The sequence below is a fragment of the Herbaspirillum camelliae genome, assembly GCF_001929405.1.
GTDB lineage: Bacteria > Pseudomonadota > Gammaproteobacteria > Burkholderiales > Burkholderiaceae_D > Herbaspirillum > Herbaspirillum seropedicae.
In genome coordinates, this window is record NZ_KV880769.1 from 4,908,212 (window position 1) to 4,921,063 (window position 12,852).

Annotated in this window: 11 protein-coding genes; all 11 read right to left on the reverse strand. The window is 62.9% G+C overall.

Translation table 11 applies throughout. From position 1 onward, the window contains the following. Window positions 1-24: 24 nt before the first annotated feature. Window positions 25-1,338 (reverse strand): adenylosuccinate synthase, encoded by a 1,314-nt coding sequence (locus tag BGK68_RS21915; RefSeq protein WP_075258809.1) that lies wholly within the window; start codon window positions 1,336-1,338, stop codon window positions 25-27. A gap of 3 nt (window positions 1,339-1,341) precedes the next feature. Then, window positions 1,342-2,502, reverse strand: coding sequence for an ATP phosphoribosyltransferase regulatory subunit (locus tag BGK68_RS21920; protein WP_075258810.1), 1,161 nt, complete (start codon window positions 2,500-2,502; stop codon window positions 1,342-1,344). A gap of 324 nt (window positions 2,503-2,826) precedes the next feature. Further along, window positions 2,827-3,720, reverse strand: coding sequence for a protease modulator HflC (gene hflC, locus BGK68_RS21925; RefSeq protein ID WP_013234906.1), 894 nt, complete (start codon window positions 3,718-3,720; stop codon window positions 2,827-2,829). Further along, complete coding sequence (gene hflK / locus BGK68_RS21930; protein WP_075258811.1) at window positions 3,720-5,072, reverse strand: FtsH protease activity modulator HflK; 1,353 nt, start codon at window positions 5,070-5,072, stop codon at window positions 3,720-3,722. The genes hflC and hflK overlap by 1 nt, the downstream gene beginning before the upstream one ends. A gap of 89 nt (window positions 5,073-5,161) precedes the next feature. Continuing rightward, a complete protein-coding gene (hflX, locus tag BGK68_RS21935) occupies window positions 5,162-6,286 on the reverse strand; it encodes a GTPase HflX (RefSeq protein WP_075258812.1) in 1,125 nt (374 codons plus the stop codon). Window positions 6,287-6,325: 39 nt separating this feature from the next. Further along, on the reverse strand, window positions 6,326-6,565 hold the full coding sequence (hfq, locus tag BGK68_RS21940) for an RNA chaperone Hfq (protein ID WP_006463311.1): 240 nt from the start codon (window positions 6,563-6,565) through the stop codon (window positions 6,326-6,328). A gap of 140 nt (window positions 6,566-6,705) precedes the next feature. After that, a complete protein-coding gene (gene der / locus BGK68_RS21945; RefSeq protein ID WP_075258813.1) occupies window positions 6,706-8,049 on the reverse strand; it encodes a ribosome biogenesis GTPase Der in 1,344 nt (447 codons plus the stop codon). A 26-nt stretch (window positions 8,050-8,075) separates the two neighbouring features. After that, window positions 8,076-9,275 carry an outer membrane protein assembly factor BamB gene (gene bamB / locus BGK68_RS21950; protein ID WP_075258814.1) on the reverse strand — a complete coding sequence of 400 codons (1,200 nt, stop codon included), beginning with the start codon at window positions 9,273-9,275 and terminating at the stop codon, window positions 8,076-8,078. 131 nt (window positions 9,276-9,406) lie between these two features. Next, window positions 9,407-10,051 (reverse strand): YfgM family protein, encoded by a 645-nt coding sequence (locus BGK68_RS21955; protein ID WP_075258815.1) that lies wholly within the window; start codon window positions 10,049-10,051, stop codon window positions 9,407-9,409. Window positions 10,052-10,095: 44 nt separating this feature from the next. Beyond that, window positions 10,096-11,451 carry a histidine--tRNA ligase gene (hisS, locus tag BGK68_RS21960; protein ID WP_075258816.1) on the reverse strand — a complete coding sequence of 452 codons (1,356 nt, stop codon included), beginning with the start codon at window positions 11,449-11,451 and terminating at the stop codon, window positions 10,096-10,098. A gap of 138 nt (window positions 11,452-11,589) precedes the next feature. After that, complete coding sequence (gene ispG / locus BGK68_RS21965) at window positions 11,590-12,852, reverse strand: flavodoxin-dependent (E)-4-hydroxy-3-methylbut-2-enyl-diphosphate synthase (protein ID WP_075258817.1); 1,263 nt, start codon at window positions 12,850-12,852, stop codon at window positions 11,590-11,592.

A 12,852-nucleotide genomic window follows, 5' to 3' on the forward strand; every position in this document is an offset into this window, starting at 1 on the left:
TACGGCGATAGCCTGCCGGTTTGCTTACTTGAACGGGTGACGCAGGACGATGGTCTCTTCGCGGTCCGGGCCGGTGGAGATCATGTCGATGGGCACGCCCACCAGTTCTTCGATGCGCTTGATGTAGGCACGGGCGTTGGCCGGCAGTGCATCCAGCGACTTGGCGCCGACGGTGGTCTCGGACCAGCCGGGCATTTCTTCGTAGATCGGCTCGCAGGCAGCGGCTTCTTCGGCGCCGACGGGGAAGATGTCGACGGTCTTGCCGTTCAACTTGTAGCCGGTGCACAGCTTCAGCGAATCCAGGCCGTCCAGCACGTCCAGCTTGGTGAGGCACATGCCGGAGACGCCATTGATCTGCACCGAGCGCTTCAGCAGCGCGGCATCGAACCAGCCGCAACGACGGGCGCGGCCAGTGACGGTGCCGAATTCATGGCCCACCGAGGCCAGGTGCTTGCCAGTGCCGGCGTCGGTCGGCAGTTCGGCCGGGAACGGGCCCGAACCGACGCGGGTGGTATAGGCCTTGGTGATGCCCATGATGTAGTGCAGCATGCCCGGGCCCACGCCCGCACCGGCGGCGGCATTGCCGGCCACGCAGTTGCTGGAGGTGACGAACGGATAGGTACCATGATCCACGTCCAGCAGGCTGCCTTGCGCGCCTTCGAACAGGATCTTGCCGCCGGCCTTGTGGATGGCGTACAGGTCGCTGGAGACGTCGGTGACCATGGGCTTGATGCGCGGCACGTTGGCCAGGGCATCGTCCAGGGTCTTCTGGTAGTCCACCGGCTGGGTCTTGAGGTAGTGGGTCAGGACGAAGTTGTGGTAGTCCAGGTTGGCCAGCAGCTTCTCGGCGAAGCGCTTTTCGTTCAACAGGTCAGCCACGCGGATGGCACGACGGGCCACCTTGTCTTCGTAGGCCGGGCCGATGCCCTTGCCGGTGGTGCCGATCTTGTCGGCGCCGCGGGCGGCTTCGCGCGCCACGTCCAGGGCCACGTGATAGGGCAGGATCAGCGGACAGGCGTCCGACACCTTCAGGCGCGAGCACACTTCCACGCCGGCGGCTTCGAGCTTGTCGATCTCGCGCAGCAGGTCGGGCACCGACAGCACCACGCCGTTACCGATGTAGCAAGCCACACCTTCGCGCATGATGCCCGAGGGAATCAGTTGCAGCGCAGTCTTCTTGCCGCCGATGACCAGCGTGTGGCCGGCATTGTGGCCGCCCTGGAAACGCACCACGCCCTGGGCGTGATCGGTCAGCCAATCGACGATCTTGCCCTTACCTTCGTCGCCCCATTGCGTACCGATGACGACGACATTCTTTGCATTGCTGTTCTGTAACATGACTCAACCCAAGTTTTTGATAATCCAGTTTCCATTGCTGAAATCGAGTGCGCGATCGCAATCGAATTCGTCCTGATCGTGTTCGTGGCCGGGAAGGCTTTGGATCACGATCTCTCCCGCTTGCCGCAATTGCGCTATTTTCTCACGCAGACCGGCGTCCCTGCCCCAAGGGGCGAGGATGGCGCGTTTTCGTTCTGCGCCCGGCATCAGTCGCGCCAGTTCACGCAGGTCCAGGGAGAAGCCGGTAGCGGGCCGCGCGCGGCCGAAGGCTTCACCCACATGGTCGTAGCGGCCGCCGCGCACCACCGCATTGGGCAGGCCCGGCACATAGGCGGAGAACATCACGCCGCTGTGGTAATGGTAGCCGCGCAGGTCGGCCAGATCGATGGTGACGGCTGCGCCTTCATGGCCGGCGGCCAGTTCCACCAGCGCCTGCAGCTCGTCCAGGGCCTGGGCGATGCCGGGCAGCGCCGGCAAGGTGATGCGGGCGCGGGCGATGACCGAGATGTCGCCGTACAGGTTGGGCAAGGCCAGCAGTGCGGCGCGGGTGCCTTCCTGGTAGGCGGCAGTGATCTCTTGCAGGCCTGGTACGTCCTTGGCCTGCAGCAGCGCGAACAGTTGCGCTTCGTCGCGCTTGGCCGCTGCGTCGTTGGCGATGATGGCGCGCAGCACGCCCACGTGGCACAGGTCCAGACGGATGGTGCGCATGCCGGCCAGGGCCAGCGAATTCAAGGCCAGTTCCTGGATCTCGGCGTCGGCTTCCAGACCGGCGTGACCGTAGATTTCCGCGCCGATCTGGATCGGCTCGCGGGTGGCGTGCAGGCCCGTGGGACGGGTATGCAGGACGCTGCCGGCATAGCACAGGCGGGTGACCGAGGCGCGGTTGAGCAGGTGGGCGTCGATGCGCGCCACCTGGGTCGTCATGTCGGCGCGCACGCCCAGGGTGCGGCCAGACAACTGGTCCACCAGCTTGAAGGTGCGCAGGTCGGTGTCCTGGCCAGCTCCGGTGAGCAGGGATTCGAGGTACTCCAGCAGCGGCGGCATGACCATTTCGTAGCCATAGAGGCGGAAATTGTCGAGCAGGCGGCGGCGCAGCTCCTCGATCTTGCGCGCTTCGGAGGGCAAGACATCGGCGATGTTTTCGGGAAGAAGCCAGTTAGGCATAAACAAAAGTGGAAGCAGAAAAAACGGTTTGCGTAACGAATTGCGGGGCTTGCATGCATTGCGAAACCAGTGCGTAGCAGCCACAACCAAAGCCAAGCCCAGGTTCAGGCTGCAACAAACAGGCCCGCCAGACGAAAAACCGGGGCGGTCCGGGAAAACCTGCCGCCCCTCGTCTCACATTCCGGGAAAATTGCACACCGGAACATTCTGCGTCACAAAAAAAGGAAAGATGCCCTCTACCAGCGGCATCCGTCCTGATCACCCTCCCCTCCAGCCAGGCTGGCGGGGCGGATATATTCACATTATCGCTTGTTCAGCGGAATTTTACTTCTTGGAAGTGCTGGCGCTGCCAGCGCCGATGCCCTTGAAATACTTGAAGAATTCCGAGCTGGGATCCACCACCATGACATCGTGGCGGTTCTTGAAGCTGGCGCGGTAGGCTTCCAGGCTGCGGTAGAACTTGAAGAACTCGGGGTTCTGGCCGAAGGCCTGGGCGTAGATCTGCGACGCCTTGGAGTCGCCGGCGCCACGGATCTTTTCGGATTCGCGATAGGCTTCGGCCAGGATCACCACGCGCTGGCGGTCGGCGTCGGCGCGGATCTTCTCGGACTCGGCCGCACCAGTGGAGCGCAGCTCGTTGGCCACGCGCACACGCTCGGACTTCATGCGCTCGAAGACGGAATTGTTGATCTGGTCAACGTAGTCCACGCGGCGCAGACGCACGTCGATGACTTCCACGCCGATCTGCTTGGCTTCGTTGGCCACGCGCGCCTGGATGGCGTCCATGACGTTGTTGCGCTGGCTGGAGATGACTTCGCGCACGGTGCGCTTGGTGATCTCGTCGTTGAGCGCGGCCTTGACGATCTGCGAGAGGCGGTCCTGGGTGCGGCGTTCGTCGGCGCCGAAGCTGACGAAGTACAGGCGCGGATCGACGATGCGCCACTTGACGTAGGCATCGACCAGCACGTTCATCTTCTCGGCGGTGATGAAGCGGTCGGCGTCTGGCGTATCCAGGGTCTGGATGCGCTTGTCCAGGTACATCACGTTCTGGAATGGCGGCGGCAGCTTGAAATGCAGGCCGGGTTCGGTGATGACCTGCTTGACTTCACCCAGGGCGAAGACGATGGCCGAGGAACGCTGGTCGACCACGAAGATCGTGGACGAGGCCAGCCAGATCGCCACGACTGCGACGATGACGGAAGTAACGAGGCGGCCCATCAGCGCACCTCCCTTTCGCGCGATTCGCGCGGATCGCGGTTTCTCATGTCACGCATCAGCTCGGAAGAATACACAGTGTCATTGCCCGCATTCGAAGCGGGGTTCGCAGCGCTGCCGGCCGGGGCCGCAGCAGAGGCCGCCGGTTTGCCCGCCGGGGCGGCTTCGGCGCCGGTCTGCTGGATCAGCTTGTCCAGCGGCAGGTACAGCAGGTTGCTGCCGGACTTGGCATCGACCATGACCTTGGTGGTGTTGGCGAAGATCTGCTGCATGGTTTCGATATACATGCGGTCGCGGGTGACGGCCGGGGCCTTGGCATAGGCTTCCTGCACCTGGGTGAAGCGCGAGGCGTCACCTTCGGCATTGGCCACCACGCGCGAGCGGTAGGCTTCGGCCTCTTCCAGCAGGCGGGAGGCGGCGCCGGAAGCGCGCGGAATCACGTCGTTGGCGTAGGCCTGGCCTTCGTTCTTGAGGCGCTCGCGGTCCTGACCGGCCTTGACGGCGTCGTCGAAGGCGGCCTGCACCTGCTCGGGCGGTTGCACGCCCTGCATGGTCACGTTGGTGATCTGCACGCCCGACTTGTAGCGGTCCAGGATCTGCTGCATGCGCTGGCTGACGTCGAGGGCGACCTTTTCGCGGCCTTCATAGAGGACGAAGTCCATCTTGCTGCGGCCGACGATCTCGCGGATGGCGGTCTCGGCGACCTGGCGCACGGAGTCATCCGGGTCGCGGTTGTTGAACAGCCATTCGGCGGCGTTCTTGAGCTTGTACTGGACGGCGAACTGGATGTCGATGATGTTTTCATCATCGGTGAGCATCAGCGATTCCTTGAGCTGCTTGTTGCGCACGTTGCCGCGATAGCCGATCTCGGCGGTCCGCACCTGGGACATGTTGACGATCTCATGGCCCTGGATGGGATACGGCCAGCGCCAATTGAAGCCTGGCAGCGTGGTATGGCTGTAGCGGCCGAAGGTGGTCACGACCGCGGTCTGGCCTTCCTGCACGATGAAGAAGCCGCTGGCCAGCCAGAGGAAGGCCACGATGATCGCAATGACGCCCACGCCGATACCGGCGCCCTTGACGTCGCCGCGGTTGAAGCCGCCGCCATTGCCGCCATCGGACGAACCGCCACCGCCCTTGCGGCCGAACAGGCCGGACAGACGCTGGTTGAAGTCGCGCCAGAGCTGGTCGAGATCGGGCGGACCGTCATTGTTGCCGGACGGTTTTTCTGGCCGTTTGTCGCCGTTATTTCCGTTATTCTGATTGTCGCGGTTGTCGTTTTGCGAACCACGTCCCCATTGGGGGTCGTTCAACGAAAACTTGACACCGATTTTCCTGAATAAAGACACAAGCATGCGTTTGCGATCCGGCTGTAGTGATGGATTAAGAGAATCTAGGAGGAATGCGCGCCAGGAACGGGCGAAATGCCGTCCCCTCGAACGGCTCAGGCGTGCATGTCTACGGAATCGACTGGCTGGGAACGGCTGCGACCCCTGGCCTCCAAGGCGGCCTTGAGCGAAGCGGCGATCGCTTCGCGCAGCAGATCCAGGCCAGCACCAGACTTGGCACTGACGAAAACCCGCTGGATTTTACCATACTCGTCATACTCGACCGTCGGCTCCAGGCCAGCAGCGTCGATCTTGTTCCAGACCAGGATCTGCGGCACGTGGTCGGCGCCGATTTCCTTGAGGACCAGGTTGACCTCTTCGATCTGCTCCATGCGCACCGGGCTGGCGGCATCGACCACGTGCAACAGGAGGTCGGCATGGATGGTTTCTTCCAGCGTGGCGCGGAAGGCCTCCACCAGTTGGTGGGGCAGTTCGCGGATGAAACCGACGGTGTCGGAGATCACCACATGCCCTACTTCGCCCAGGTAGACGCGACGGGAGGTCGTATCCAGCGTAGCGAAGAGCTGGTTCGCAGCATACACACCGGCCTTGGCCAGCGCATTGAAGATGGTTGATTTGCCGGCGTTGGTATAGCCCACCAGCGACACCGAGAACGTCTCGCTGCGCCCCCGCGCACGACGCTGGGTGGCGTGTTGCCGGCGCAGCTTGGCCAGCACTGCGCGCAAGGCCTTGACGCGCTCGCCCAACAGGCGGCGGTCGGTTTCGAGCTGGGTTTCACCCGGGCCGCGCAGGCCGATACCGCCCTTTTGCCGTTCCAGGTGAGTCCAACCGCGGATGAGGCGGGTAGACAGGTGCTGCAACTGCGCCAGTTCGACCTGCACCTTGCCCTCGTGGCTCTTGGCGCGCTGCGCGAAGATATCCAGGATCAGGCTGGTACGGTCGAGCACGCGCACCTTGAGCAGACGCTCCAGGTTACGTTGCTGGGCCGGGGACAGAGCGTGATTGAAGATGACCAGCTCAAGCTGGAGATCAGCGACGGCGTCGGCCACTTCCTGGGCCTTGCCGGTACCGATGAAGAGAGCGGCATCCGGACTGGCGCGGCGACCGGTGATGGTGATCACGGGTTCAGCGCCAGCGGATTTCGCCAACAGAAACAACTCATCCAGACTAGCGGCAAAGTCGTTCTTGCCGAAGTCCAGGCCGACTAACGCGGCACGCATGTCAAAATGCCCACGGCGTCAAGCCGGCCAGGTAGACCATTATTCGTCGGACGAGGATTCGAGACTGAGGTTGACCGCACGTGCAGGCACGACGGTAGAGATGGCGTGTTTGTAAACCATTTGCGTAACGGTGTTACGCAGCAGGACCACGTATTGATCGAAAGACTCCACATGGCCTTGCAGCTTGATGCCGTTGACCAGGTAGATAGAGACGGGAACGTGCTCTTTTCTCAATGCGTTCAGAAATGGGTCTTGTAACAATTGCCCTTTGTTGCTCATGGCAGCTCCACGGTGTTGTTGTGATTAGGACTTGGAGGCACTTCAAGGAATATCAAGTGCTTTACCAACTTTATGCTATTCAATTTAAACGATTTTAGCGTCAACGCCAAAAACATTGCGTGAATAACAGGCTTTTTCGATTACTTTTCCTGCCGGATGAAAGGATTCTTGCCGGATCGGAACTCGATACGCAGTGGAGTGCCGACCAGGGAGAAAGTTTCCCGGAAGTGCTTTTCCAGATAGCGTTTGTAGTTGTCATCGATGGCTTCCAGGGCATTGCCGTGGATGACCACCACCGGCGGATTCTGGCCGCCCTGGTGCGCATAGCGCAGCTTGGGACGGATCGAACCCTTACGGCGCGGTTGCTGGTGCTCCAGCGCCTCTTCCAGCGCGCGGGTCAGGCGCGGCGTGCTCAGCTTGGCCATGGCGGCGGCATAGGCCGAATCGATGGACTTCATCAGCGGGCCGATACCGGTCGATTTCAGGGCCGAGATGAAGTGGAACTTGGCGAAGGAGAGGAAATTGAGCTTGCGCTCCAGATCCATCTTGATCTGGTCGCGCTGATCGCTTTGCATGCCATCCCATTTGTTCACGCCCACCACCAGCGCCCTGCCCGACTCCAGCACGAAGCCGGCGATATGGGCGTCCTGCTCGGAGATGTCCTGCTGGGCATCGAGCAGCAACAGCACGACATTGGCGTCGGAGATCGACTTGAGGGTCTTGACCACGGAGAACTTCTCGATGGCCTCGAAGACCTTGCCGCGACGACGAATGCCGGCGGTGTCGATGAGGGTGTAATGACGGCCTTCGCGCTCGAACGGGATTTCGATGGAGTCGCGGGTGGTGCCGGGCATGTCGAAGGCGATGACGCGCTCTTCGCCCAGGAGCGTATTGACCAGGGTGGACTTGCCCACGTTGGGACGGCCCACGATGGCGATCTTGGTGCCGCGCACGGCCGCTTCTTCCGGCTCCGGCTCGGGGGTGCGCTGGGCTTCGGCCACATCCAGGGCTTCGGTGACCAGGTCGGCCACGCCGTCGCCGTGGGCGGCCGAGATCACGTAGGGATCGCCCATGCCCAGCTCGTAGAAGTCGGCGGTGACCGAGGTGTACTTCATGCCTTCGGACTTGTTGACCACCAGCAGCACGGGCCGGCCGCACTTGCGCAGGAAGTCGGTGATGGTCTTGTCGTGCGGGGTCAGCCCCTGGCGGCCATCGACGATGAACACCACGACATCAGCCTCGACCACTGCCTGCTTGGTCTGCTTGGCCATCTCGTACATGATCCCGTCCTTGGCCACGGGTTCGAAGCCACCGGTATCGATCACCAGGAACGGGCGTTCGCCGACCCGGCCTTCGCCGTAGTGACGATCGCGCGTCAGGCCGGGCAGGTCCGCCACCAGCGCATCACGGCTGCGGGTGAGCCTGTTGAACAACGTCGATTTGCCGACGTTGGGACGGCCTACGAGTGCAATTACCGGTTTCATTTCTTTTCTTTAAGGGCCTGCGTCACTTATTCAGTGACAACGGAGACCACGGTTCCTGATTTGGTTTGGAAAACGACAGACGAGCCGGTCGAGACCGGCGGCGCCTGGATGGGGCTGCCGTCAGTGGACAGGCGAGCCACGAAGCTGCCATCCTCACGCGACAGGAAGTGAATATAACCCTCGTAGTCGCCCACCGCCACTGCCTTGCCGGCGCCGATGGGGCTGGAGAGCTGGCGATTCTTCAGGCGCTCGTTGCGCCAGACGACGGCGCCGGTGTCGCGGGAGAATTCGGTGACGATACCACCGACATCGGCCGCATAGACATACGAGTCATCCAGCGTCACGCCGACATCGCTGGAGAATTCCTTGATCCAGCGCACATTACCATTGAGCAAGTCAAAGCAGCCGATACGTCCCTGGTAGGCCACGGCGCAGATATCGCGCGAACCCAGCGCCGGCACACCGGACACATCCGAGATACGCTCCAGCTCGGTGGTGCCGCGCGGATCACCGACCGGCACTTCCCAGCGCGGACCGCCATTGTTGAGCGCCAGCGCCGACAGGCGACCGCCCGGCAGCGCCACGAAGGCGGTCTGCGAGCCGATCACGATGCCAGGCGCATTGCGCAGCGTCAGCGAGGGCACATTGCGCTGGACCATCCAGCGCTGGTTGCCACTGTCGGCGTCATAGGCGGTCACGCGGTTGTCGATGCTGCGAATGACCACCAGGCCCTCACCCACTGCCGGGGCGGACAACACGTCGCTGGCGGCCTGGGCGTTCCAGGTCGGCTTGCCGGTGTTGGCGTCGAAGGCCTGGATGCGGCCCTTCTCACCCACCACCACGACGGTGCTGCCGTCGCTGCCCACACCGGCGGTCAGCGACATGTCGGTACGGGCGCGCCACAGGGTCTGGCCGGTCTGGGCATTGATGCGCACCACGGTGCCGTCATTGCCGGCGGCAAAGATGCTGCCGGCGGCGTAGACCGGGCTGAACTGGAAGTTGCCCGCCTTGCCCACCGAGACCGACCAGGCGGTCTGCACGCGCAGCTTCTGGGTGAACTCGACCAGCGGAGCCGGCGGGTTCGGGTTTTTCTTGCTGGAGAACCAGGAACAACCGGACAGTGCCACGACGGCGGCGACGGCGGCCAGTTTGAGCGCCATCTTGCCGGCACGGCGGGATCGGGCAATGGAGCTTGCCTGGGCAGCGGTGGCTGTCACACTACGCATATTCTTTTTCCTCTAAGCGATGGATGGGTTCGCGATGGGATTGCGATGATTGCGGTTCAATGCGGGGCTGCACGAAGCGCCCCACTGCGGCAAGGCGCCGGCCTGGGCCGGCGTCACCGCGCTGGTCGGATTCAGGCCTTGGGCGCTTCGCCGCCGATGGCGTCGAGCTTGATCTGGATGAGCTGACGGCCCGGGTCCTTGGCATCGCTCTTTTCCAGCGCCAGCTTGTAGGCGCCGCGCGCTTCATCGCGCTTGCCCTGGGCCAGCAGCACGTCGCCCTTGCGGTCAGCGATGGCGCCGGCAAACTGCGCCGGGTAGTCACCGCCCAGCACCTTGAGCGCCTCGTCATAGGCCTTGGCGTCCAGCAGGACACCGGCCAGACGAAGCGCCGCGATGGCCTTGTATTCCTTGCCACGGCCGTGGTCGATCACCCATTGCAGCTGCTTCTTGGCAGTGTCGGCGTCATTGGCGTCGAAGGCCGACTTGGCCGCCACCAGGGCGCTCATCTGGGCGTAGGCGGTGCCGCTGAACTTGTCCTGGATGTCGGCAGCGGCGCGCTGCACCTTGGCGTTGTCCTTGGCCGCCAGCGACTTCTGCTGTTCTTCGTACAACACCGAGGCTTGTGCCGACTGACGGCCCTGGTAAGTATTCCAACCGGTCCAGCCAGCATAGCCAGCCAGCGCGATGATCAGCACCCAGGTGACCAGGTTGCCGTATTTCGCCCACCAGGCCTTGATGGAGTCGAGCTGTTCTTGTTCTTCGAGATCGTATGCCATTTAACTCTGCAATAAGTAACTGTTCAATGGAGGCCAGGGAAGGCTTAGGGGTGGTAATGCACGTGGTCGTGATCGTGGTCATGATCACCGACGATCTGCTCCACGATGTAATCGACCACACCATCAAAGGGCAGGCTGTTCTGGTTGGCGCGCCCTTCTTCGGCATTGCCTTCGCGCATGTGCTTGACGGTGGCGGTGCCGCCCTTGAGCTCATCTTCGCCGATGATCACGGCGAAGGCGGCGCCACTGGCGTCGGCGCGCTTCATCTGCGCCTTGAACGAACCACCGCCGTTCGACGATGCGCAATGTAGCACAACATCGAGCCCGGCAGTCCGCAAACGTTCCGCCAGCACGAAAGATTGCAGCTGGGCATCTTCGCCCTGGTGCAGCAGATAGACATCGCACTGGTTGGGCGCGTACTGCTCGCCGTTGGCCTTCATCAGCTCCAGGAGACGCTCCACGCCCATGGCGAAACCGCAGGCCGGGGTTGGCTTGCCGCCGAACATCTCGATGAGCGGATCATAGCGGCCACCGCCGCAGACCGTGCCTTGCGAGCCCAGTTGGTCGGTCACCCACTCGAACACGGTGCGGTTGTAGTAGTCCATGCCGCGCACCAGGCGCGGATTGATGGTGAAGGGAATATTGTTGTGGCGCAGGATCTTCTGCACGCCTTCGAAGTGCGCGCGCGATTCTTCACCCAGGTAGTCCAGCAGCTTGGGCGCCGCATTGACCATTTCCTGCATGGCCGGATTCTTGGTATCGAGGATGCGCAGCGGATTGGCATGCAGGCGGCGCTGGGCGTCGGTATCGAGCAAGTCCTTGTGCTGCTCGAAGTAGGCGATCAGGTCGGCGCGGTGCTTGTTGCGCTCTTCGGCGTTGCCGATGGAGTTGAGCTCCAGGCGGATGTCGGACAGGCCCAGGTCATCCCACAGACGCTGGCACATCATGATCAGTTCGGCATCGATGTCGGGACCGCTGAAGCCCACGGCTTCGGCGCCCACCTGGTGGAACTGGCGATAGCGGCCGCGCTGCGGACGCTCGTGGCGGAACATCGGGCCGACGTACCACAGACGCTTGGGGCCGTCATAGGTCAGGTTGTGCTCGAGTGCCGCGCGCACCACGCCGGCGGTGTTTTCCGGACGCAGGGTCAGGTTGTCGCCGTTCATGGAATCGGTGAAGGAATACATTTCCTTCTCGACGATATCGGTCACTTCGCCCAGGCCGCGTGCGAACAAGGCGGTCGGCTCGACGATGGGCGTGCGGATCTGCTGGAAACCGTAGCTCTTGAGCACCGATTGCACGGTGTTCTCGAACAGTTCCCACAGCGGCGCGTCAGCGGGCAGGATGTCATTCATGCCTTTGACGCCAACGATTTTTTCGACTTTCTTTTGTTCTGACATACCGAATACCGGAGAGTGTGGTCTTGTTTATCTTGTTTATTCAATTGATTTGGCAGCCAGGCGAAGCTCGCTTCACTCAGCCTGATAGCCGCCAGTGTACTGCATACGCTCGCGGCGACTGCCGCAACCGGCCTGCGCTCAGGCTGGATGCCCCTGCCCGTAGTGCGATTCGACGTAGTCCAGCACCACCTTCTGGAATTCCTCGGCAATGCGTTCGCCGCGCAGCGTCATCTTCTTTTCGCCATCGATGAACACCGGCGCGGCCGGCGATTCGCCGGTGCCAGGCAGGCTGATGCCGATATTGGCGTGCTTGGACTCGCCCGGACCGTTGACGATGCAGCCCATGACGGCCACGTTCATCGCTTCCACGCCGGGATACTTGCCCTTCCACACCGGCATCTGCTCGCGCAGGAAAGTCTGGATCTTGTCGGCCAGGTCCTGGAACACGGTGGAGGTGGTGCGACCGCAACCCGGGCAGGCGATCACCATCGGGGTGAACTTGCGCAGCCCCATGGTCTGCAGGATTTCCTGGCCGACCACGACTTCCTTGGTGCGGTCGCCGCCCGGTTCGGGCGTCAGCGAGATGCGGATGGTGTCGCCAATGCCTTCCTGCAGCAGCACCGACAGCGCCGCCGTGGAAGCCACGATGCCCTTGCTGCCCATGCCGGCCTCGGTCAGGCCCAGGTGCAAGGGATAGTCGCAACGGCGCGCCAGTTCGCGATAGACCGCAATGAGGTCCTGCACGCCCGAGACCTTGCAGGACAGGATGATCTTGTCGCCCGCGATGCCCAGTTCTTCGGCGCGCTGGGCGTTCTCGATGGCCGAGGTGACCAGCGCCTCATACATCACTGCCTGGGCCGACCAGGGTTCGGCGCGACCGGCGTTCTCATCCATGATGCGCGCCAGTAGCGCCTGGTCCAGGCTGCCCCAGTTCACGCCGATGCGCACTGGCTTGTCGTACTTGCAGGCCACTTCGATCATCTGGGCGAACTGGGTGTCGCGCTTGGCGCCCTTGCCCACGTTGCCGGGATTGATGCGGTACTTGGACAGCGCCTGGGCACACTCCGGATATTCGGTCAGCAGGGTATGGCCGTTGTAGTGGAAGTCGCCCACCAGCGGCACATCCACGCCCATGCGGTCCAGCTGTTCGCGGATGGCAGGCACGGCCGCCGCCGCTTCTGGCGTGTTGACGGTCAGGCGCACCACTTCCGAGCCGGCGCGGGCCAGTTCCTTGATCTGGATCGCCGTGCCGATGGCGTCGGCCGTGTCGGTGTTGGTCATGGATTGCACCATCACCGGCGCGCCGCCGCCGACAACGATCTCGCGCCCACCGTGGCTGATGACCACGCGGCGGCTGTTGCGGCGGACCAGCGGTCCGGAAGCGATCGGAGAGGAGGACAT

Coding starts and splice junctions, on each gene's coding strand:
- BGK68_RS21915 (WP_075258809.1), bottom strand. CDS start 1,338: ATGTTACAGAACAGCAATGCAAAGAATGTCGTCGTCATCGGTACGCAA.
- BGK68_RS21920 (WP_075258810.1), bottom strand. CDS start 2,502: ATGCCTAACTGGCTTCTTCCCGAAAACATCGCCGATGTCTTGCCCTCC.
- hflC (WP_013234906.1), bottom strand. CDS start 3,720: ATGGGCCGCCTCGTTACTTCCGTCATCGTCGCAGTCGTGGCGATCTGG.
- hflK (WP_075258811.1), bottom strand. CDS start 5,072: ATGCTTGTGTCTTTATTCAGGAAAATCGGTGTCAAGTTTTCGTTGAAC.
- hflX (WP_075258812.1), bottom strand. CDS start 6,286: ATGCGTGCCGCGTTAGTCGGCCTGGACTTCGGCAAGAACGACTTTGCC.
- hfq (WP_006463311.1), bottom strand. CDS start 6,565: ATGAGCAACAAAGGGCAATTGTTACAAGACCCATTTCTGAACGCATTG.
- der (WP_075258813.1), bottom strand. CDS start 8,049: ATGAAACCGGTAATTGCACTCGTAGGCCGTCCCAACGTCGGCAAATCG.
- bamB (WP_075258814.1), bottom strand. CDS start 9,275: ATGCGTAGTGTGACAGCCACCGCTGCCCAGGCAAGCTCCATTGCCCGA.
- BGK68_RS21955 (WP_075258815.1), bottom strand. CDS start 10,051: ATGGCATACGATCTCGAAGAACAAGAACAGCTCGACTCCATCAAGGCC.
- hisS (WP_075258816.1), bottom strand. CDS start 11,451: ATGTCAGAACAAAAGAAAGTCGAAAAAATCGTTGGCGTCAAAGGCATG.
- ispG (WP_075258817.1), bottom strand. CDS start 12,852: ATGTCCTCCTCTCCGATCGCTTCCGGACCGCTGGTCCGCCGCAACAGC.